Consider the following 20,122-nt stretch of genomic DNA (forward strand, 5'->3'; position numbering starts at 1 on the left):
ACAACGGGATTTCAGCTCTCGCGCAGAGCGTCCGCGATCATGCGGTGGCCCTGCTGTTCGAAGGGACTGTCGCCGACCTGATGGGCCCAAACGGCCGTGTTGACGGCTTCGCGGAGTTGGGCGCGGTGCCAGGTGTCCGGGTCCCGTGGATCCGGGCCGTAGCCGTCGAAGAAGGCAGGCTCGAGGGCCGGGTCGGAGCGGAACTGCTGCGCGGCCAGCCGGGCGAAATCCGTAGGAGCCGGCCGGAGATCCGCGCGGCCGAAGTCGATGACGCCGACGATGCCGTTGTCGATCAGCCAATTGCGTGGTTGCCAGTCGCCGTGCGTCGGCACCAGCGTGGCCGTCGGAGCCGGCCATGATTCAACCTCTGAACGCAAACGATCCGTGAGCTCCGGCGAGATCGTGTGCGACTTGCGGAGATTGTCGAGCGTCCGCCGATTCTCCCGGGCCTCATAGGCTTCGTCCGGTACGGCGAATTGGCCGTGAAATGCCGCGAGCAGTTCACCGGCCTGGCGATAGGTCTCCGGCGACCATTCCGCCGCGGTGCCTTCCACCAACTCCCCCGGTAGATAACGCGTGAGGATCAGCTTGGCCTCGTCATCCGCGCGGATGAGTTGCGGCGCACTCCCCCGCGAGGTCCATGGCGTCAGCCAGGTGCGGTGGGCACGGATTTCTCGCGCGAGATGGTGGTCGGCCGCGTCGCCGGCCTTGGCGATGTAGCGCTCGCCGCGCAACCGGAGCTCGAGGACGACGGTCCCCACCAGGCCCCAGCTGTGGTCGGTCACGACCTCGGCGTTCGGCAGCCACTCCTGCAAGAGGTCACGCTGGCGCTGAGTGAGATCCACCCGACGAGCGTAGCGAAGCGCTGAAGAAATCGCGCGGAAAAGCTGGACGAAATTGAGCCGGGGATTTATCCTGGCCGAATGCAGAATATGCAAAAGAATACGACCCTGCAATCAAACTTATCATCAGCAATTCCGGAAAGCAAGTCGACGGAATTCTGGCGCCTCGGGGACGTGACCATCCGGCGGATCGGGTTCGGCACGAAGCGACTCGCGGGCAGCACCGGCGGAGGGCCGGACGTGCAGGATCGGGCGGTCGAGCTGCTGCGCCGGGCGGTCGAGCTCGGTGTCAACCACCTGGACACCGCCGACTTCTATCCGACGTACGCCGAGGGCGGCCAGACGCGTTCGTTCGAACCTCTCCAATGGGCGAACGACGTCATCCGCCGCGCGCTGGCGCCGTACCGGGAGGATCTCGTCGTCGCCACCAAGGTCGGGCCGACCGAGAGCGGGCTGGCCCGGCCGGATGGGTTGCCGGCGTTGGTCGAGGGCAACCTGCGCGCGCTCGGGCTTGAGACACTCGACCTCGTCTACCTCCGGCAGGCGGGCCTCGACGACGTCTCCGAGCATTTCGGGGTCCTGGCCGAGTTGCGGGCCAAGGGCATGATCAAACACCTCGGCCTGTCGAACGTCCGGGTGGAACACCTCGCGCAGGCGCAGGAGATCGCGCCGATCGTCGCGGTGCAGAACAGGTACGGCGTCGGCTTCGGCCGGGTGAATGACGACATCCTGCGCGTCTGCGGCGAGCAGGGAATCGCCTTCGTGCCCTTCTTCGCACTCACCGCGGCGTCGCGGGAAGTCGGCGGCGTCTCCAGCGATGACTCGGTGCAGGAAGTCGCCGACCAGCACAACGCGACGCCGGCGCAGATCCGGCTCGCCTGGACGTTGAGCCGGGGCGACCACGTCCTGGCCATTCCTGGTACGTCGAGCCCTCGGCATCTGGAGGAGAACCTGGCGGCCGGTGCGATCCGCCTCTCCCCCGGGCAACTCGCCGTACTCGACAGCATGGAGGAGGCTCAGTCGTAGTAGCGCCGCACGCTTGAGCCGATGCGGGTGACATCCGTCCCGTAGATGTGGATGGAGATCGCCGTGCTGTCGGACGTGTTGTGGACCCGGTGAATGTCCCCGGGTGGCGCGAATCCGCTCACCTCGCCGACGTGGTTGTCGCTGCGGCCGATCAGCCGGAGGTCGCTGTCGTACAAGTCCTCGTGTTCGACGCCCTGGATGACGCCGAACACACACCACGTCACGTGATCGTGGATTCGCGTCACCTGGCCGGGGCGCCACACCAGCGCGATGATCGAGAACGAGCCGTCCGGTTCGACGTACAGGGTCCGGCTGCGGTAGCCGTCCGCGGAGCCGAGACGCTCCTCGGCGGTCATGATCTCGTCCGGGCCGGGCAGGTGGCGGCGGAGTTCGCCGGCGACCAGGCCTGCGGTGTCGTGCCAGTCGGCGTGCTTGCCGATCGCGGTGCGGACACCGTCGACGAGGGCGGTCAAGGTGCTGGTGGCGAGCTGTGTTGTGGTCATGTCTTGAGCCTGCGCCCAGCAACCCATAACGTCTAATGCCAAGTTTCGTGCTCACCCATAGATGGGTTTGATACATGCTCGATGTCACGAGGTTGCGTGTGATCGACGCGGTCGCGCGGAACGGATCCGTCACCGCCGCCGCGCGGGAGCTGCACTACTCGCAGCCGTCCGTCACCCACCACCTCGCGCGCCTCGAGGCCGAGACCGGCGCGCAGTTGCTGCAACGCGCCGGCCGCGGCATCCGGCTGACCGAGGCGGGCCGGCTGCTGGCCGACCGCGCCGCCGAGATCATCGGACGGATCGACGCCGTCGATGCGGAGCTCGCCGCTCACGTCGGCCTGAACGCGGGCCGGGTCCGTCTGGCCGGCTTCTCGTCGGCTATCGGATCGCTCGTGCCGGGTGCTCTCGCGGTGCTCGCCGGCAAGCACCCGGGTCTCGGGATCAGCCTCCTCGACACGCATCCGCCCGAGGCGCTGGAGCTGCTGCGGACCGGGAAGATCGATGTCGCGCTCGTCTTCCGGTACGACGAGACCGAGCCGGAGCCGTCCGGCGTACGACTGCATCACCTGCTGGACGATCCGCTGTACGTCCTGTCCCGGGATCGGAAGGCCGAGCTGGCCGGGCTCCGCGACGCGACCTGGATCGCCGGCTGCGATCGTTGCCGTAGTCACCTGGTTTCGCTGTGCGCCGCCGAGGGCTACGAACCGCGGATCGGCTACACGTCCGATGACATGGTGGTGATGCAGGCGCTGGTCGCGGCGGGACTCGGCGTGACGACGATGCCGGGCCTCGCCTTGCGCACTCACCGCGCCGAGGGCATCGTCGCCACCGAGCTGCCTGGCTCGCGGCGCCACGTGTACGCCGCGACGTACGGCGAACCACCCGACCCACCCGCGATCGCGGCCCTACTGACCGCACTCGCCGAGGCAGCCCAGCTCTGACACCGAATCAGTCTTCGGTGCAGTCGTCGCCGGTCACGGGGTCGTAGACGTAGACCTCGGTGCCGGCTTGGGGGTCGCGGGCGTGGACGGTGTGGAAGATCGGGCCGAACGGGCCGCCGAGGTCGACCACGGTCGCGCCGGCTCCGAGGACGCCCCGAACCAAGGTGCTTGGCGTAGTGAGGTCGATCCGCGTGATGACGCCAGGCGTCACCCACACGGGCTTCGTGCTCAGCTGCCCGGCCAACTGGTGGTGGAGGTGACCGCACAGCACGGCGTGTACGTCGGTCCCGGCCAGCGCGCGCCCCAACTCCTCAGGATCCTGCAGTACGACGGACTTCAGATACGGGATCGCGTCCATCGACACCGGCGGATGATGGAGTACGACGATCGACCCGGCCGGCGCCGGCGACGCGAGCTCCGCGGCCAGCCAGTCCAGTTGGGCCCGACCCAGGACCCCATACGTCTCGCCGGCGACGAGGCTGTCGAGCGTGATCACCCGCAGCCCGGCGACGTCACTGACCGCGGCGATCACCCCGTCGACGTCGGCGGCGCGGCCGAGGGGTGAGCCATCCGCAGCGAGGTGCCCGGAGCCGAGCGCCGCCGCGAAGCCGTCGCGGCGGTCGTGGTTCCCCGTGCAGTACACGTGCGGAATGCTCCGCTCCGCCGCGAACTCGCCGACGACCGAGCGGACCGCGCGGCAGCCCTCCTCGGACCCATCGTCGGCGACGTCCCCGCTGACAACCACCAGATCCAGATCCGGCACCCGGCGTACGTCGTGCAGTAGACCCCGTAGCGCGGCGAGCCCGTCGACGCCGTCCTCATCCGGACCGGTGCGACTCACATGGGTGTCGGACAGATGCAGAATCCGATGTGTCATCAGTCGGCGAAGGTGACCTCGGCGGTCTCCTGGACCGCGGCGGTGCGGCCCGGGGCACGGTGGTATTGCCAGTAGAGGTTGGTGTGGGCGATCACCTTGTCCGGGGTGGGCGCGCCGTACTCGGACAGGTCCTCCGTGGTGTGAGCGTCACCGACCAGGGTCACGTCGTACCCGCGGACCATGGCGCCGTGGATCGTGGAGCGGATGCACTCGTCGGTCTGGGCGCCGCTGACGAACACGCGGCCGATCCCGGCATCGGCGAGCACGTCCTCGAGATCGGTGTCCTCGAAGGAGTCCGCGAACGTCTTGTGCACCAGCGGCTCCGAGTCGTCCCGCTTCAGCTCAGGAACCAATTGCCACTCGTCGCTGTCCTTCACCAGGTTGTCGCCCGAGTGCTGGACCCAGACGACCGGCACCCCGCCGGCCCGGGCCTTGCCGACCAGGGTGCTGATGTTGGCCACCACCTGATCCCGCTCGTGCGCGCCGCCGACGACGCCGTTCTGGACGTCGATCACCATCAGTGCCGTGTTCGGCCGATCTGCCAGCGTGGACATGCCGTTTCCTCCCTGTGCCGGATGTACGACGAACGCTAGACCCGCCCGCGGACAGTTTCAGATCCGGATCCGCAACCGCACCGTCGGGACATCCCCGTCGTCCAGTTCCTCCGCCCGCCGCACCGCCGCCTTCACCGGCACGATGTACCGCCCGTCCTTCGGGAACAACGATGTCTCCCAGACGCTGTCCCCGATCTCCGCGGTGACCGGGATCATCCCCCACCCGTAACTCACGAAGCCGGACTCCGCCTCCAGATACGCGCAGTCCTCCTCCGGCACCGTGATGAAATACCACGGCGCCGGCCCGCGCCAGAACCAGATCTCCCCGTCGAACTCGATCTCATTCACTGTTACTTGCCTCCAGCAAACGGTGGGCGAGGTTCCGGGCCGCGGTCTTCAGTTCCGGGGACTGGAGGATGCGGTACGGGGACGGCAATGAGGTCAGCTGGCTCGCGTACCAGTACGGTTCGTCGGTGCTGGCCAGCAGGCGGGTGTGGGTTTCGTCGATCGCTTCGAGGCGGCCCATGCTGCGGGAGATGCAGCGCCCGACCTCGTCCCGAGGGGCGTCGATGATGACTTCGATGGGGTATTTCCAGCCCATTGCCAGGTGTTCTTCGACGGCAGCCAGCGGGTCGAGGTCTGCGGGTGGGATGAATTCAGTGGACTGCGGTTCGACTCTGGTGACCTTGTCGATGCGCAGGACGCGTTGCGAGTTCTTCGTGTGTGACCAGCAGAGCAGATACCAGCGGCCACGCCGTACGACGACCGCCCACGGGTCGACGTCCATCGGCCATTCCTCGCCGTAGTGGCGGCGGTAGTGGATGACGATGCGGCGGCACGCGGTGCTGTGTGAGACGAGCGCGGCGGTGATCTCGGGGTCCGGCGTGCGGGCGCCGGGGTCGGGGCCGCGCGCACTGACCCGGCGAATGGCGTCGGTCGAGCGGGCGATCGGTTCGGGCAGGACCCGGATGATCTTGCCGAGTGCGTTCTCGACCGGGTCGTCGGCGCCGCGCGGTCCTTCGAGCACCGCCATCACCAGGCCGAGCGCCTCGGTGGCACTGAACATCAGCGGTGCCAGCCGCAACCCGCGACCGACCCGATAGCCGCCGTACGGACCGCGGACGGACTCGATCGGTATCTCGGCCTCCCGCAGGATCGCGACGTACCGCCGGGCCGCCCGGTCCGAGACCCCGAGCTTGTCCCCCAACTGGTCGGCCGTGATACCCGGGCTGTTCTGGATCAGCTCCAGCACCATCAACGTCCGCGCGGTCGGACTCACGTCGTACGCCACAGTCCCTCCATCAATCCGGAAGTGAACCGTCCGGAACCGAGCGTAGCGTCCCCGGCATGGACAAGAACACTGTGGTGGAGTTGCCGGCTGCGGGCGGCGAGGTCGAGACACTGCTCGGCGTGCTGGAGCGCAATCGCCGGACGTTCGCATGGAAGTGCGGCGGCCTGGACGCGGCCGGGATGAACGTCCGGCTCAGCCCGTCGACGATGACGCTGGGCGGTCTCGTCAAGCACCTCGCCCTGGTCGAGGACGACATGTTCTCGCACCGGTTGTACGGGCGCGACCCGGGCGAGCCGTGGAACCGGATCGACTGGGACTCGGATCCCGACTGGGAGTGGCGCACCGCCGCCGACGACTCCCCCGAGGAACTGATGCAGCTGTGGGAGGGCGCCGTGCAGCGCTCGCGAGCCTCGGTCGCGGAGGCCCTGGACAACGGCGGCCTGGGCACCGTCGGGTACCTGGTCTGGCCCGACGGCCAGTCGCCGAACCTGCGCCGGATGCTGGCGGACATGATCGAGGAGTACGCGCGGCACACCGGCCACGCCGACCTGATCCGTGAGTCCATCGACGGCCTGGTCGGCGAGGACGCACCACGCGAGGTGCCGGCGAGTTAAGTGCGCACTGGATGAGCGGTTTGTCTGCGACGATGACAAGGTGCGGGCAGATCGATTGGTGGCGGTGCTGCTGCTGATGCAGGCCCGCGGACGGGTGACCGCGGCCCAGGTCGCCGAGGAGCTGGAGATCTCCGTCGCCACCGCGCGCCGCGATCTCGAGGCGCTGTCGACTGCCGGCATCCCGGTCTATCCGCAGGCCGGGCGCAACGGCGGCTGGCAACTCGTCGGCGGCGCCCGGACCGACCTCAGTGGCCTCACCGCCACCGAGGCCCAGGCCCTCTTCCTCCTGGTGGGTCCGGCGGCGTCCATCGCACCTGACGCCAAGGCCGCGCTCCGCAAGCTCGTCCGCGCGTTGCCCGACACCTTCCGTGAACACGCGCAGGCAGCGGCCGACGCGGTCGTGATCGATCCGGCCCGTTGGGGCGAGCACGTGAAGGAGCGTCCAGAGCTGGTCCGCCGGCTGCAGGATGCCGTCGTACGTCGGCTGAGAGTGCGACTGCTCTATCAAGGACGAGGCCGGGAGGAGTCGGAGCGGTTGGTCGATCCGCTCGGGCTCGTGGACAAGGACGACATCTGGTACCTGATCGCGCAGACCGAGAAGGGCCAGCGGACGTTCCGGGTCGAGCGGGTGGTGTCGGCCGAGCTGACCGAGGACTCGTTCGAGCGGCCGGCCGACTTCGACCTGTCCGTCGCGTGGAGCGAGATCGTCGACCGGATGGAGGAACGGCGCTCGGGACTGACGGCGACCGTGCTGATGGACGAGCGGTTCGTGTGGGTGATGCAGGACCGGCTCGGTCGCAACTGCGAGGTCGACGGGACGGAGGGCGACCGGGTCCGGCTCAGGATCACCGCGCCCACTCCGCTGATGATCGCCCAGCACCTGGCCGGCTGGGGCGGCTCGATCGACGTGGTCGACCCGCCTTCGGTCCAGGCGGAGCTCGCCCGCCTCGGCCGCGAACTCGCCGACCGCTACAGCGGGATCAGGTAGAGGATGAAGCCCCGGTTCTCGGCGACCTGGTCGTAGAGCCGTCGGGCGGTCGCGTTGGTCTCGTGGGTCGACCAGTACACCCGGCCGCACCCGCGCTCGCGAGCCCAGTCCGTGACCGCGGCGATCAAGGCGCGCGCAGCACCCTGGCCCCGGGCCTCGGGCGCGGTGAAGAGGTCCTGCAGATAGCAGGAGTCGGGCGCGGTCGTACTCGCGTGGGTCAGGAAGTGCGCGATGCCCACCAACTGCCCGTCGAGGCGCGCGCCCAACCCGTGGATCTCCACGTCGTCCTGGAATCTGGTCCACGCGTGATCGAAGAAGTCGTCCGGCATCGTGCGGCCGTAGAACTCGTTGTAGCCGGCAAACAAGACCTGCCAGGCGTCACGGTCGGTAGGTTCCAGGCGGCCGATGGTGAGCATGCACGGCACGGTGCCATATCGGAGGCCGTGGTGGCCCATAGGGGTGAGTAGGGTGCGGTGGTTCAGCTTGATCCGACATCGAGTTACAGGGAAACGTCCGTGACCACATCCCCTCCCCAGCCACCGCAGAACCCCTACCCAGGTCAGCCGGGCGGTTACGGTCCGCCCCCGGAGCAGTTCCCGCAGTACGCCCAGCCTCAGCAGCAGCCCGGGCCGGGTCAGCAGCCGGGCCAGGGGTACGGCGAGCAGCCCGGCCAACCGCAGCACGGCCACGCGTACGGCCAGCCTGGTCAGCAGTACGGCCAGCCGTACGGGCAGCAGTCGTTCCAGCAGCAGGCGCCGTACGGCCAGTCCTTCCCGCAGCAGGGGCAGGCGTTCCCACACGGCCAGCAGGCCTTCTCGGCGCAGGGTCAGCAGCAATGCCGGTTCTGTGGTGGCTTCCCGGCCGTCGACGCGACCGTGCGCGGGCACCAGGGCCTGATCATCCTCATGCGGTTCCTGAAGCTGCAGGGACCGTTCTGCCGCACCTGCGGTATCGCCTCGGTGCGGGACATGACGACGAGGAGCCTGTGGCAGGGCTGGTGGGGTATCGGATCGTCGATCGTCAACCCGATCACGATGCTGATGAACATCGGCCCGATGCAGAAGTTCAAGAGCCTGCCCGAGCCCTCGCCGGGTCCCGGTCGGCCGATGGACCCGGGCAAGCCGCTGTTCCAGCGCCCGGCGATCCTCGGTCTGCTGGTCCCAGTGGCTCTGCTCGCGCTGATCATCTTCGCGAACCTGAACTCCACCTCGAATGCCGACGTCGGTGCGTGCCTGGTGAACAACGGGACATCGACCAAGCCGGACATGAAGAAGGTCGACTGCGGTACCTCGGACGCGGAGTACCGGATCGTCGGGAAGCTCGACGACACGACGGACGACAGCCAGTGTGATCAGTTCGCCGACGCCCAGACGACGTACGTGTACCAAAAAAGATCCACGAAGTACGTCCTCTGCCTCGCGCCGGTCTGACTACGACGCGCGCGTGCCGGTCTAGGCGTAGTAGCCGTCGACCGGTACGCGTGCCTCGTCGTACAGCGCCGGGCCTTCCAGAGGTACGGCGGGGAAGCCGCCGGTCGTCTTGAGTCCGTCGAGCTGCTCGCCCGACAACGCGTAGACGACTCGGCCGAGGCCGGACCGGGCGAGAGCGCCGGTGCACATCCCGCACGGCTGGCAGCTGGTGTACATCGTCGTACCGGCGGCTTGCTCGGGTGAGAGCTCCCGCGCTGCCCAGACCGCGAGCTTGAGCTCGGGGTGGAAGCTGATGTCGGCGTCGGTGATGGTCGAGTTCTGCTCCTCGGCGAGAACGGTCCCGTCCGGCCCGACCAGCAGCGAGCCGAACGGCGGGTTGCCCGCCTGCCGCGCGGCCGCGGCCAGCTCGATCGCGCGGCGGAGGAAGCCTTCTGCTTCGGGGGTCACATCGTCTCCTGTCGTCGGTGCGCGGCGATCGTCGCCAGCGCCTGCCAGGCCGCTTCGGGCCGTTCGGTCTCGGCCGGATCCCCCTGGAAAGGATCCAGTACGACGGTCCGCGCGCCGAGATCACGGAGTGCGTCGAGGTCTGTCAGCACCTGCTCGAGTGAGCCCTCACCGGCGGCCCGCTCGTCGTCGGGCAGCGGCCCGGGGGTCAGCCGGAGCAGGATCCGGGGCGCGAAGTCCGGCGCCGGCCGGTCCTCCGCGGCGGCGATCGCCCGCAGCCGATCCGTTGCCGTGCGCATCCAGTCGAGCCGCTCCCGGAGCGGGTGCCACGCGTCGCCGAACCGCACCGCCCGGCGCATACCCGCCGTACTGTGGCCGCCGATCCAGATCGGGATGTTGCCGGCGCCGTAGTCCTTCTGGTCCGCCCAGGCGCGCCGGAGCTCGGCGAGCAGATGGTCCGTCTCGCTTCCACGCTTCGTGAAGTCGGCGCCGAGGGCGTCGAACTCCTGGCGGGCCCAGCCGACCCCGACGCCGAGCACGAGCCGGCCGCCGCTGAGCTGGTCGAGGTTCGCCGCCATCCTTGCCACCAGCAACGGGTGCCGGTACGGCGCGATCAGCACCGTGGTCCCGAGCCGGACCCGCTCTGTGACGCCGGCGAGCCAGCTCAACGTGGTGAACGGCTCGAAGAACGGAGCTGGATAGTGCTCCGCGACATCGCGCGTGATCGCGACATGGTCCGACACCATCAACAGGTCGTAGCCCAGGCCCTCGACGACGTGCGCCCACTCGCGCAGTCGCGCCGGATTCGTGCCGGGGCCGAAGTTCGGGACGTTCACACCGATTTCCACGGGAGCCAGGCTATCCAGGCAGGCTGCCGGTCTTGAAGGGATTCCTCCCGGCATCCGGCGCCCGTCGCCGGGAATTCACCGGTAGATTGGCGGTATGACCGAGACTCTCGATCCGACCGACTGGGCCATCCTGGCCGAGCTGCAGAACGAGGCCCGGATGTCGCTGACCGAGCTCGGCCGCCGGGTCAACCTGAGCGCCTCCGCGACCACCGAGCGGGTTCGGCGGTTGGAGTCGATCGGCGTGATCACCGCGTATCGCGCGGACGTCGACCTGACGAAGGTCGGCTACCCCGTGCTGGCCGTCGTCCGGCTGAAGTACCCGGGCAACAAGCACGAGCCGCTGCACCGGCTGCTGGCGGACCGGCGGGAGATCCTCGAGTGTCTCCGGACGACGGGCGACGACTGCTACACGCTGAAGGTCGCCGCGGCCTCGATGCCGCACCTGGAGGAACTCGTCAACGAACTCACCGAGTTCGGCAGCACCACCACCAATCTGGTCTACTCCCAGACCCAGCCCTACCGCGGTCCGCAAAAGCCGGTGACCGATCGCCGCTGAGGATGAAAGCGTGGCCGGATGCTGACCGTCCTGGGCGTCGACGTCTCCCCCGGCCTGCTGGAGCGATGGGTCGACTGGCTCGCACCCGATGAGCAACCGTTCTTCCTCACCAAGGAGCAGTCCGCCAAGTGGGGCCTGCCGGCGGACGGCGACCAGGAGCCGACCCCGGCGCAGCGCGATACCTATCGCGTGTACGACGTCGATCGGAAGGCTGCGCGGATCAGCTGGCTGACCGAGGCGGCCTACATGAATCTGCCGAAGGCGACCAGATCGGCGTTGGTCCGCGCGCAGGTGAGTCACGGCCGCGCCGCCGTCCCGACCGTGCGCCGATGGTCGGGCGTCCTGGACGTTCGGAGGCAAGCCGACGGGCATCGCTTTGTCTGGTGGAAGTCGCTGCTGAGCGAGGCCGCCGTCGTGCTGCCGCGGATCGTGAGCGAGGACCTCGGACCGAGCCGGCATGCCGAGGTCCGCACCTGGCCCGCCGAGTTGCCGCGAGCCCGTGAACTGGCCGGCACGTTCCCCGACGGCAGTAGGCCCAACTGCTTCGGGACCGTGATGGCAGCGTGCGGAGTCGATGGTGCCGACGAGGTATGGATGCAGCGGGAGCCGTTCGAGCAGTGGCTGGCGGAGCACACGACGACGGGTGGGCGCGATGACGCACCAGGCACGGTCTTCGTGTGGCGGGACGCCGGCCAGGCGGTCCAGCACGCGGCGATCACGCTCGGGGACGGGTGGATGCTGCACAAGCCGTCGCAGTCGTGGATGAGCCCGCGGAAGGTGCGGACCGTCGGCGAGGTCAAGCGGAGCACACGGACTGCCGGATGGCGGCTGCAACGTCGTACTGTGGGGCTGTGAGGCTGCTCGTCACTGGGGCCACTGGACTCCTGGGGCGCGAGCTGCTGCGGTTGGCCGAGCACGAAGTGATACCGGCCTACCACTCCCAGCCAATACCGGATGGAATTCGGCTCGACGTACGGCGGCAGGACGAAGTGCTGGACGCCATTCGCAGGGTCCGTCCGGACGGGATCATTCACACCGCGTTCAACCAGGCCGACTGGGTGACGACGGCCGATGGTGCGGCCAACATCGCGGTCGCCGCAGCCGATGCGCGACTGGTGTTCGTCTCGACCGACGTGGTGTTCGCCGGCCGGGCTGCGCCGTACGACGAGGACGAGCCACCCTGCCCGGTCACGCCGTACGGCGCGGCCAAGGCGGCCGCCGAGACGGCCATCCGGGCGATCGCTCCGTCGGCCGTCATCGCGCGTACGTCGATCATCGTCGGGCACGACGGACGGTCGGCGACCGAGCGCCTGGTGCACGCGGTCGCGGCCGGTCAGCCCGGCGCCTTCTTCACCGGCAACATTCGCTGCCCGGTCCACGTCACCGACCTGGCGTCGGCGCTCCTCGAGCTCCTCACGTCCGACGTCACCGGGGTCGCCCACGTGGCCGGACCCCAAGCACTCAACCGTCTGGAGCTCGGCCGTCTCATTGCCGTCCGGGACGGACTCGACCCGGACATGTTGCCGTTCACTCCCGGTCTGCCGTCAGACGTCCGCCTCGACAGCCGCCGTACCGAGGCACTCTTGAAGACCCGCCTCCGCCCACCGTCGGAGTTCCTCGCCGACCGAGGTCTACACCTTGCGGTCGGGCAGGAGGGCGCGCGCTAGTTGTTCGAGGGCTCGGGTCAGCTCGGCCACTCGAGCCGGGTTGTCTGTGCCGAGAGCGGCGGCGAGTGCGTCTTCGATGCCAGTCGCACGGACCTGGGCCAACCGGTCCGACACACCGGCCGTCTGGCTGACCAACGCACGCCGCCGGTCGGCGGGATCCGGCACCGTCTGCACCGCGCCGGATTCCTTCAGCCGGGCGATGGCTGTAGAGACCTGGCTCTGCGGGAGCCCGGTGCGAGTGGCGATCTCCCCCACCGCGCTGTCCGGGTGCTCGGCGATATCGCTCGCCACGATCAGCACCATCCGAGCGCTCCCGGCGTACTTCCCCGCTCCGCCTGGCGGCTCAGGCAGCGCTTCCTCGCCGATCTTCATCAACGCGCGCCCGAGCAGGAACAGGTCGACTCCGTTCACGGCCGCCAATCTACATCAGGCTAGATGCATCTAGCCGGATACATCGTCGTTGACCGTCGTGGTGACCGGGGCGCCGAGTTCGACCGTGCGGCTGACCGTGCAGAGCCGATCGTGGGACATCTTGACCGACCGCGGCAGTGCCTCGCGGGCCTTGTCGCCGTCCTCGCCCTCGGGAAAGTGGACGGTGAACTCGACCGCGAGGTTCTCCATCCGGTTGCCTTCCTCGGGGTCGCGGACCTTGTCGCCGCGGACCACCGCGCGGAACTCGGTCGGCTCGGCCCGGCGGCTGACCACGATGTCGACGTCGATCGCCGAGCAGGTGCCGATCGCGGCCAGCAGCAGTTCGACCGGCGTGAAGTCGGTGGCGGCGCCACCGGAGCCGACGGTGATGCTGCCGCCGCGCGCGTTCTCGACCCGGTAGCTGCTGTTGGCCAGGCGCTCGAAGTGCACCTGCCGCAGTGTGTCGCTCATAGCCGTCACAATCTGTTGCCAGCGGCAACGTCAGAGATTCGTCAGTGCCTCGGCCACCGGGGTGTCCCCGGCGATCAGCTCGAGGGTCCGGCCGATCGCGGCCGGGGTGTCGCAGAGGCCGGCCAGCACCAGCGCCACGTCGTCGCGGCTGATGCTGCCGTTGCCCGTCTTGTCCGCCAGCTTCACGTGACCGGTGCCGGCGTCGTTGGTCAGCCCGCCCGGCCGCAGGATCGTCCAGTCGAGATCCCTGGACCGCAGGTCTTCCTCGGCGGCCCACTTCGCCTTCAGGTAGACGGTGAACACTTCGTCGTCGTGCAGCGAGTCCGCCCGGTCCGCGCCCATCGATCCGACCTGGAGGTGGCGCCGTACGCCGGCCTGCTCGGCCGCGTCGGCGAACAGCGCGGCGGCTCCCCGGTCGACGGTGTCCTTGCGGTCCTTCCCGCTGCCCGGCCCGGCGCCGGCCGCGAAGATCGCGACATCCGCACCGGCCAGTACGCCGGCCACCGCCGCGACGTCGACCTGCTCCAGATCCAGTACGGCGGCCTGCCCGCCGGCCGCCGCCAGATCGGCCTCGTGATCTGGGTTGCGCACCAGCCCGACGACCTCGTGGCCGTCACCGGCCAGCAGCCTCGTCAGCCGCAGCGCGATCTGTCCGTGTCCACCCGCAATCACGACTCGCATACCCCGAGCCTAACCCTCGGGAGAATCAGGCAGACTGCACCCGTGCCGCACGCAACGACCGCCGACGGAACCCGGATCGCCTACCAGCTTCGCGGCGCGGGAAAGCCCCTCGTCCTACTCGCCGGACAGGCCAACAATCACCACTGGTGGGACCCGGTCCGCTCCGACTTCGAGGCGACGTACCGGACGATCACGCTGGACTGGCGTGGGACCGGGGACAGCGACAAACCCGACGAGGTCTACAGCACGCCTGGCTTCGCCGACGATGTCGTGGCGGTGCTCGACGAACTGGGGCTGGCGCAGGCGCACGTCTACGGCACGTCGATGGGTGGCCGGGTCGCGCAGTGGATCGGGATCAACCATCCCGGCCGCGTCGACGCCCTCGTCCTCGGCTGCACGTCACCGGGCGCGGCGCACGGGTACGAGCGCAGCCAGGAGATCCGCCGCGCTCTCGCCGACCCGGAACGAACCGACAGCGTGCTCCTCGACCTCATGTACACGCCGGCGTGGCTGGCCGCGAACCCCGGCCCGTATCCGGTCCTCGGTGACACGAGCATGCCGTCGTACGCGAAGAGCCGGCACCTGGTCGCGAGCAACCGGCACGACGCCTGGGACGGCCTGCCCCAGATCACGGCGCCGACGCTCGTCGTGCACGGGACGGACGACGTCTTCAGCCCGGCCGCCAACGCGCAACTCCTCGCCGGCCGCATCCCTCGAGCGCGTGCCGAGCTCATCGACCAGGCCCGGCATGCCTATTTCCACGAGTTCCGGTCAGTCGCCGGGCCGCTGGTCCTCGACTTCCTGATGGCGCAGGATCGGCCGTAGCGCGTCCAGTACGGCGGGATCCTCGATCGTCGACGGGATCGCCTCGTCCCGGCCGTCGGCGATGCCACGCATGGTCTTGCGCAGGATCTTCCCCGACCGGGTCTTCGGCAGGCCGTCCACCACGGACACGTCCCGGAACGACGCCACCGGCCCGATGTCCCGCCGTACCGCGGCCACCAGTTCTTCGCGCAGCACCTCTTCGGGGATGTCGACACCGGCCTTGAGTACGACGAGACCGCGCGGCAACTGGCCTTTCAGCGGGTCGTGGACGCCGATGACCGCGCACTCGGCGACCGCTGGGTGCGCCGCGAGTACGGCCTCCATGCTGCCGGTCGACAAGCGGTGGCCGGCCACGTTGATCACGTCGTCGGTGCGGCCCATCACGAACAGGTAGCCGTCCTCGTCCCGGTAGCCGGAGTCACCGGTCAAGTAGTAGCCGTCGTACTGACTGAGGTAGTTGTCGATGTAGCGCTGGTCGTCACCCCACAGCGTCGGCAACGCACCCGGCGGGAGCGGGAGCTTGATCGCGATCGCGCCCTCTTCGTGCGCAAGGAGTTGCTTGCCGACAGGGTCGAGGATCTGCACGTCCCAGCCCGGCATCGGGACCGTGGCCGACCCGGGCTTGGTCGGCAGCGGCTCGAGACCGCGGGGATTGCCCGCGATCGGCCAGCCGGTCTCGGTCTGCCACCAGTGGTCGACGACCGGTACGCCGAGATGCTCGTGCGCCCAGTGGTAGGTCTCCGGATCGAGCCGCTCGCCCGCGAGGAACAGCGTCCGGAACGACTCGCGCGGATACTTCGCCGCCTCGGTGGCCTCGGGGTCGATCTTCTTGATCGCGCGGATCGCGGTCGGTGCGGTGAACAGCGCCTTCGCGCCGTGCTCGGAGATGACTCGCCAGAAGGCGCCCGCGTCCGGAGTCCCAACGGGCTTGCCCTCGTACAGAACTGTCGTCGCCCCCACCAGGAGCGGCGCGTAGACGATGTAGGAATGGCCGACGACCCAGCCGACGTCGGAGGCGGTCCACCACACGTCTCCCGGCCCGATGTCGTAGACGGCTCGCATCGACCAGGCCAGTGCGACCGCATGCCCGCCGTTGTCGCGGACCACGCCCTTCGGCTTCCCCGTCGTACCCGAGGTGTAGAGGATGTAGAGCGGATCGGTCGCCGCGACCTCGACCGGGTCGACGGGTCCGGCCGAGGCGGTCAGTGCGGCCCAGTCGAGATCGCGCTCACCGAGTTTGGCGAGGGTGCCTTCGCGCTGCAGGACGATCGTGTGGTCCGGCTGGTGCTGGGCCAGCTCGAGGGCGGCGTCGATGATCGGCTTGTACTCGACCACGCGGGCCGGCTCGATCCCGGCCGACGCGGCGATGATGACCTTCGGGGTCGCGTCGTCGATCCGCGCGGCGAGTTCCTTCGGCGCGAACCCGCCGAACACCACGGAGTGGATCGCGCCGAGCCGGGCACACGCGAGCATCGCGATGACAGCCTCGGGGACCATCGGCATGTAGACGATGACGCGATCGCCCTTGCCGACGCCGAGCGACGCGAGCGCGCCGGCGAACACCGCCACGTCGTCCCGGAGCCCCGAGTAGGTGTACTCGCGTCCTGTCCCGGTGACCGGTGAGTCGTAGATCAGCGCCGTCCGTTCGCCGTGGCCGGCCTCGATGTGCCGGTCGAGCGCGTTGTACGACGTGTTCAGCGCGGCGCCCGGGAACCACCGGTACAGCGGGGCATTGGCGGAGTCGAGCGCACGCGTCGGTGGCCGGATCCAGGAGATCGCGTCCGCGGCCTCGAGCCAGAACCCTTCCGGATCCGCGAGACTCCGGCGGTAGCTCTCGTTGTACGCACCCATTCCTGGGCCTCCTTCGGTCGGCTCCGTTCCATCGTGGCAGGGTTGGGGCATGACAGTAAGTCTCGACGAGGTGCGGGCGGCGGCGGAGCGGATCGCCGGACGGGTACGGCGTACTCCGGTGATCGAGGTGGCGCCCGGGCTCACGTTCAAGCTGGAGCTGTTGCAGCACACCGGCTCCTTCAAGCCACGTGGCGCGTTCAACCGGCTGCTCACCGCGAAGGAGAGCGGTGAACTGAGCGGCCAGGGCATCGTCGCCGCGTCCGGCGGCAACGCGGGTCTCGCCGCGGCGTACGCTGCCCGGGAGCTCGGCGTACCGGCCCGGATCTTCGTCCCGGAAACGACGCCGATCGCGAAGCTCTCCAAACTCCGGAAGCTCGAGGCGGACGTCGTCCAGGTCGGCAGCGAGTACGCCGAGGCGTACCAGGCGGCCGTCCAAGCGCGGGACGACTCGGGCGCGTTGCTCGTGCACGCCTATGACCAGCCGGAGGTCGTGGCCGGTCAGGGCACTGTCGGGCTGGAGCTCCTCGAGCAGGTGAGTGGCTTCGACACGGTCCTGATCGCGGTTGGCGGCGGCGGGCTCATCGCGGGCATCGCGACGGCGATCGGTGACAAGGCCCAGGTCATCGGCGTGGAGCCGGTACTGGCGCCGACGCTCCATCGGGCTCTGGAGGCCGGTCGGCCCGTCGATGGTTCGGTCGGCGGCGTGGCGGCGGACTCGCTCGGAGCGCGCCGGCTGGGAGAGCTTGCGTTCGCGGCGGTGCGGCAGCACGACGTGCGGTCGCTGCTTGTCGACGATGAGCCGATCATTGCCGCCCGCAATGAGCTGTGGCACGACCACCACCTGGCCGTCGAGCACGGTGCGGCGGCCGCGTACGCCGCGCTGACGTCCGGTGCCTACCGACCGGCGGCCGGCGAGCGGGTGGTCGTCGTGATCTGCGGGGCCAACACCGATCCCGCGACGCTTACCTGACCGGGGACCGCTTCGGCTTGTCGTCGGCCAGGACCCACGCGGCCAGGATGCCGGCGATGCCGCCGAACAGGTGGCCCTGCCAGGAGATCCCGTCCTGCGGCAGCAGGCCGCCGAGCAGCGCGCTCCCCCAGACCACCACGACCACGATGCCGATCAGCACCTGGCCGAGCCGCCGGTTGAACAGCCCCCGCGTGATCAGGTACGCGGCGTACCCGAAGACCAGGCCGCTGGCGCCGATCGTGATCGTGTTCGGCGGCGAGATCAGCCAGGTCCCGAACCCGCCGATCACGACGACCATCGCGGTGACCGCGAACAACCGGCGCGCGCCGCTGACGGCGATGATCAGGCCGAGGGTGACCAGAGGCAGCGTGTTCGAGATCAGGTGACCGAAGCCGAGGTGCAGGAACGGCGCGGTGATGATGCCGACCAGGCCCTGCGGATCGCGGGCGATGATCCCGTACTGATCGAGTCGCCCGTGCAGCGCGGTGTCGACGATCTCGCTGAGCCACATCACGCCGACCAGCGCGACGAGCAACTTCACGCCACTCGCGATCCGGGCGGTCTCCACGGACCGCCCAGTCCGCCGCGCCGGAGTCTGGGAGCTCATAACCCAACGATGCCGCATCCGCCCAAGTCCTAGCCTGCAATCGGGCGCGGCGACAGCACACAGTGATCTCCGCCACACTCGATGTGGCGGTTCCGACCGATCAGTTGACCGGCCCCTGCTGGTCGAGATGCGACGGATCGAAGTCGGCGTGCCGCTTGAACACGTACTTGTTCAGCAGCCAGGTGATCGCCCACAGCCCGACCCCGACGAGCATCAGCCAGCCGGCGATCTTGTAGTCGGCCGAGTCGCGCCCAGACAGCGGGCTGGCCAGGTAGACGCACAGCACGACGCCGAGCACCGGCAGCGCGGTCGGCGCGTGGAAGTGCTTGTGCTCCACCTTGTCCCGGCGCAGCACCAGGACCGCGACGTTCACGACCGCGAACACGCACAGCAGCAGGAACGCCGTCGTCCCGCCGAGCGCCGCCAGATCGGCGTACCCGATCAGGACGAACGCGAGCAGCGTGGTGAACAGGATCGCGATGTACGGCGTCCGCCGTTTCCGCAGCACGCGGCCGAGCGGACCGGGCAGGACCTGCTCGTGCGACATGCCGTACAGCAGGCGGCTCGCCATCAGCATGTTGATCAGCGCCGAGTTGGCGACCGCGAACATCGTGATCCAGGCGAACACCTCGAGCGGGAAGCCGGGCGCGCCGGCCTGGACGACCTTCAGCAGCGGGGTGGCGCCCTGGTTCAGGTCGTCCGGCGACACCAGCGTGACCGCGGAGATCGCGACCAGGACGTAGATGACGCCGGTGATGGACAGGCCGAGCAGCATCATCTTCGGGAAGATCTTGACCGGGTCCTTGGTCTCCTCGGCCATGTTGACCGAGTCCTCGAAGCCGACCATCGCGAAGAACGCCAGCGCGGTCGCCGCGGTCACCGCGCCGAACGGCGACTCACCGGCCGGGACGTTGAAGTCGGTCAGCCGGGAAGTGTCGCCGTCGCCGCCGAGCAGAGCCCAGGCGCCGATGCCGATCACGATCAGCAGCCCGCTCAGCTCGACGCAGGTGAGGACGACGTTCGCCTTCACGCTCTCGCCGACGCCGCGCAGGTTGACCAGCGCGATCAGCGTCATGAAGCCGAGGGCGGTGATCATCAGCAGCGACCCGCGCTCGGGGTCGATATCGGCGGCGGAGAAGAAGTTCGCCGCGAAGGCCTTCGACGCGCTCGAGGCCGAGGTGAGGCCGGAGCACATCACCGCGAAGGTGAGCAGGAAGGTGAGGAAGTGGATGCCGAACGCCTTGTGCGTGTATACCGCGGCGCCACCGGCCTTCGGATACTTCGTGACGAGCTCGAGATAGCTGGTCGCCGTCAGCATCGCGACCACGAACGCGCACAGGAACGGCAGCCAGACCGCGCCGCCGACCTCACCGGCCACCTTGCCGGTCAGCGCATAGACGCCGGTGCCGAGGATGTCGCCGACGACGAACAGCAGCAAGAGTCCCGGGCCCATCACCCGCTTCAGTTCAGGACGGTCGCCGGTCTCGGGCGCGGCGGCGGTGCGTTCACTCATCGTGCCTCCCTGGGATCAGTGCGTCACGTAGTGACATCGTCCCATCGGAGGGGCGGGCGCGCGCGTTGAGGCTTGACCGGGCGTCCCCTGTCCGGTCCGCGCGCGCCCGGCAGAGACAGGATTACCCCAATCAGGGGCCAATCGCACCTGACGGAACCCTGACGTATCCCGGACATGGCGCGAAGTCGCCACGAACCGAAAAGGAGTCCACC

Annotated in this window: 25 protein-coding genes; 10 read left to right on the forward strand and 15 right to left on the reverse strand. The window is 69.0% G+C overall.

What is annotated here, in order from left to right; translation table 11 throughout:
* Positions 1-11 precede the first annotated feature (11 nt).
* A complete protein-coding gene (locus OG876_RS34205) occupies positions 12-956 on the reverse strand; it encodes a phosphotransferase family protein (protein ID WP_328520823.1) in 945 nt (314 codons plus the stop codon).
* Positions 957-1,016: 60 nt separating this feature from the next.
* On the opposite strand from OG876_RS34205, the gene OG876_RS34210 reads away from it, so the two are divergent.
* Positions 1,017-1,868: an aldo/keto reductase gene (locus OG876_RS34210; protein WP_328520824.1), complete on the forward strand. Its 852-nt coding sequence runs from the start codon at positions 1,017-1,019 to the stop codon at positions 1,866-1,868.
* Here OG876_RS34210 and OG876_RS34215 read toward each other — a convergent pair.
* Complete coding sequence (locus OG876_RS34215) at positions 1,859-2,371, reverse strand: cysteine dioxygenase family protein (RefSeq protein ID WP_328520825.1); 513 nt, start codon at positions 2,369-2,371, stop codon at positions 1,859-1,861. The genes OG876_RS34210 and OG876_RS34215 overlap by 10 nt on opposite strands.
* Positions 2,372-2,445: 74 nt before the next feature.
* Between OG876_RS34215 and OG876_RS34220 the strand changes: the two genes are divergently transcribed.
* Positions 2,446-3,312 (forward strand): LysR family transcriptional regulator, encoded by an 867-nt coding sequence (locus OG876_RS34220; protein WP_328520826.1) that lies wholly within the window; start codon positions 2,446-2,448, stop codon positions 3,310-3,312.
* A gap of 7 nt (positions 3,313-3,319) precedes the next feature.
* Here OG876_RS34220 and OG876_RS34225 read toward each other — a convergent pair whose 3' ends face one another.
* The 4 genes from OG876_RS34225 to OG876_RS34240 are packed head-to-tail and all read right to left on the reverse strand — an operon-like array spanning position 3,320 to position 6,034.
* Entirely contained in the window at positions 3,320-4,189 is an 870-nt protein-coding gene (locus tag OG876_RS34225) for a metallophosphoesterase (RefSeq protein WP_328520827.1), read from the reverse strand.
* Positions 4,189-4,743 (reverse strand): isochorismatase family protein, encoded by a 555-nt coding sequence (locus OG876_RS34230; RefSeq protein ID WP_328520828.1) that lies wholly within the window; start codon positions 4,741-4,743, stop codon positions 4,189-4,191. Before OG876_RS34230 ends, OG876_RS34225 begins: the two co-directional genes overlap by 1 nt.
* A 57-nt stretch (positions 4,744-4,800) precedes the next feature.
* A complete protein-coding gene (locus tag OG876_RS34235) occupies positions 4,801-5,091 on the reverse strand; it encodes a DUF1905 domain-containing protein (protein WP_328520829.1) in 291 nt (96 codons plus the stop codon).
* On the reverse strand, positions 5,084-6,034 hold the full coding sequence (locus OG876_RS34240; protein WP_328520830.1) for a helix-turn-helix transcriptional regulator: 951 nt from the start codon (positions 6,032-6,034) through the stop codon (positions 5,084-5,086). The genes OG876_RS34235 and OG876_RS34240 overlap by 8 nt, the downstream gene beginning before the upstream one ends.
* Before the next feature lie 56 nt (positions 6,035-6,090).
* On the opposite strand from OG876_RS34240, the gene OG876_RS34245 reads away from it, so the two are divergent.
* Together OG876_RS34245 and OG876_RS34250 are read left to right on the forward strand one after the other, a co-directional pair.
* Positions 6,091-6,648, forward strand: coding sequence for a DinB family protein (locus tag OG876_RS34245; protein WP_328520831.1), 558 nt, complete (start codon positions 6,091-6,093; stop codon positions 6,646-6,648).
* Between the two features lie 40 nt (positions 6,649-6,688).
* Entirely contained in the window at positions 6,689-7,636 is a 948-nt protein-coding gene (locus tag OG876_RS34250) for a helix-turn-helix transcriptional regulator (RefSeq protein WP_328520832.1), read from the forward strand.
* Here the strand turns inward: OG876_RS34250 and OG876_RS34255 are convergent.
* Positions 7,618-8,052, reverse strand: coding sequence for a GNAT family N-acetyltransferase (locus OG876_RS34255; RefSeq protein ID WP_328520833.1), 435 nt, complete (start codon positions 8,050-8,052; stop codon positions 7,618-7,620). The two genes, OG876_RS34250 and OG876_RS34255, sit on opposite strands and share 19 nt — an antisense overlap.
* Before the next feature lie 99 nt (positions 8,053-8,151).
* Between OG876_RS34255 and OG876_RS34260 the strand changes: the two genes are divergently transcribed.
* Positions 8,152-9,066 (forward strand): LppU/SCO3897 family protein, encoded by a 915-nt coding sequence (locus OG876_RS34260; protein ID WP_328520834.1) that lies wholly within the window; start codon positions 8,152-8,154, stop codon positions 9,064-9,066.
* 21 nt (positions 9,067-9,087) lie between these two features.
* On the opposite strand, the gene OG876_RS34265 is transcribed toward OG876_RS34260, so the two are convergent.
* Together OG876_RS34265 and OG876_RS34270 are read right to left on the reverse strand one after the other, a co-directional pair.
* Complete coding sequence (locus OG876_RS34265) at positions 9,088-9,513, reverse strand: nucleoside deaminase (protein ID WP_328520835.1); 426 nt, start codon at positions 9,511-9,513, stop codon at positions 9,088-9,090.
* Positions 9,510-10,358, reverse strand: coding sequence for an LLM class flavin-dependent oxidoreductase (locus OG876_RS34270; RefSeq protein WP_328520836.1), 849 nt, complete (start codon positions 10,356-10,358; stop codon positions 9,510-9,512). The genes OG876_RS34265 and OG876_RS34270 overlap by 4 nt, the downstream gene beginning before the upstream one ends.
* Positions 10,359-10,452: 94 nt before the next feature.
* Here OG876_RS34270 and OG876_RS34275 point away from each other — a divergent pair, with 94 nt between their 5' ends.
* Genes OG876_RS34275 through OG876_RS34285 form a run of 3 tightly spaced genes read left to right on the forward strand, consistent with a single transcriptional unit; the run spans position 10,453 to position 12,581 of the window.
* Positions 10,453-10,914, forward strand: coding sequence for an Lrp/AsnC family transcriptional regulator (locus tag OG876_RS34275; protein WP_328520837.1), 462 nt, complete (start codon positions 10,453-10,455; stop codon positions 10,912-10,914).
* An 18-nt stretch (positions 10,915-10,932) separates the two neighbouring features.
* Positions 10,933-11,769, forward strand: a complete 837-nt coding sequence (locus OG876_RS34280) for a hypothetical protein (RefSeq protein ID WP_328520838.1) — start codon at positions 10,933-10,935, stop codon at positions 11,767-11,769.
* Positions 11,766-12,581 carry a sugar nucleotide-binding protein gene (locus OG876_RS34285; protein ID WP_328520839.1) on the forward strand — a complete coding sequence of 272 codons (816 nt, stop codon included), beginning with the start codon at positions 11,766-11,768 and terminating at the stop codon, positions 12,579-12,581. The genes OG876_RS34280 and OG876_RS34285 overlap by 4 nt, the downstream gene beginning before the upstream one ends.
* On the opposite strand, the gene OG876_RS34290 is transcribed toward OG876_RS34285, so the two are convergent.
* From OG876_RS34290 to OG876_RS34300, 3 genes are read right to left on the reverse strand one after another with little or no spacing between them, the layout of a single operon-like run.
* Positions 12,546-12,992, reverse strand: coding sequence for a MarR family winged helix-turn-helix transcriptional regulator (locus OG876_RS34290; protein ID WP_328520840.1), 447 nt, complete (start codon positions 12,990-12,992; stop codon positions 12,546-12,548). The genes OG876_RS34285 and OG876_RS34290 overlap by 36 nt on opposite strands.
* A gap of 30 nt (positions 12,993-13,022) precedes the next feature.
* On the reverse strand, positions 13,023-13,463 hold the full coding sequence (locus OG876_RS34295; protein ID WP_328520841.1) for an OsmC family protein: 441 nt from the start codon (positions 13,461-13,463) through the stop codon (positions 13,023-13,025).
* Positions 13,464-13,493: 30 nt separating this feature from the next.
* Positions 13,494-14,144, reverse strand: a complete 651-nt coding sequence (locus OG876_RS34300) for an SDR family oxidoreductase (RefSeq protein ID WP_328520842.1) — start codon at positions 14,142-14,144, stop codon at positions 13,494-13,496.
* Between the two features lie 42 nt (positions 14,145-14,186).
* Here OG876_RS34300 and OG876_RS34305 point away from each other — a divergent pair, with 42 nt between their 5' ends.
* On the forward strand, positions 14,187-14,969 hold the full coding sequence (locus OG876_RS34305; RefSeq protein WP_328520843.1) for an alpha/beta fold hydrolase: 783 nt from the start codon (positions 14,187-14,189) through the stop codon (positions 14,967-14,969).
* On the opposite strand, the gene OG876_RS34310 is transcribed toward OG876_RS34305, so the two are convergent.
* Positions 14,916-16,820, reverse strand: coding sequence for a propionyl-CoA synthetase (locus OG876_RS34310; protein ID WP_328520844.1), 1,905 nt, complete (start codon positions 16,818-16,820; stop codon positions 14,916-14,918). The two genes, OG876_RS34305 and OG876_RS34310, sit on opposite strands and share 54 nt — an antisense overlap.
* A gap of 49 nt (positions 16,821-16,869) precedes the next feature.
* Between OG876_RS34310 and OG876_RS34315 the strand changes: the two genes are divergently transcribed.
* The gene (locus OG876_RS34315; RefSeq protein WP_328520845.1) at positions 16,870-17,790 is read left to right on the forward strand and encodes a threonine/serine dehydratase; all 921 of its coding nucleotides are present in this window, start codon (positions 16,870-16,872) and stop codon (positions 17,788-17,790) included.
* On the opposite strand, the gene OG876_RS34320 is transcribed toward OG876_RS34315, so the two are convergent.
* Entirely contained in the window at positions 17,783-18,397 is a 615-nt protein-coding gene (locus OG876_RS34320) for a rhomboid family intramembrane serine protease (protein WP_328520846.1), read from the reverse strand. The two genes, OG876_RS34315 and OG876_RS34320, sit on opposite strands and share 8 nt — an antisense overlap.
* 100 nt (positions 18,398-18,497) lie before the next feature.
* Positions 18,498-19,910 (reverse strand): APC family permease, encoded by a 1,413-nt coding sequence (locus tag OG876_RS34325; RefSeq protein ID WP_328520847.1) that lies wholly within the window; start codon positions 19,908-19,910, stop codon positions 18,498-18,500.
* Positions 19,911-20,122: the final 212 nt, after the last annotated feature.

Source organism: Kribbella sp. NBC_00359, assembly GCF_036097425.1.
In the GTDB taxonomy this organism is placed as follows: domain Bacteria; phylum Actinomycetota; class Actinomycetes; order Propionibacteriales; family Kribbellaceae; genus Kribbella.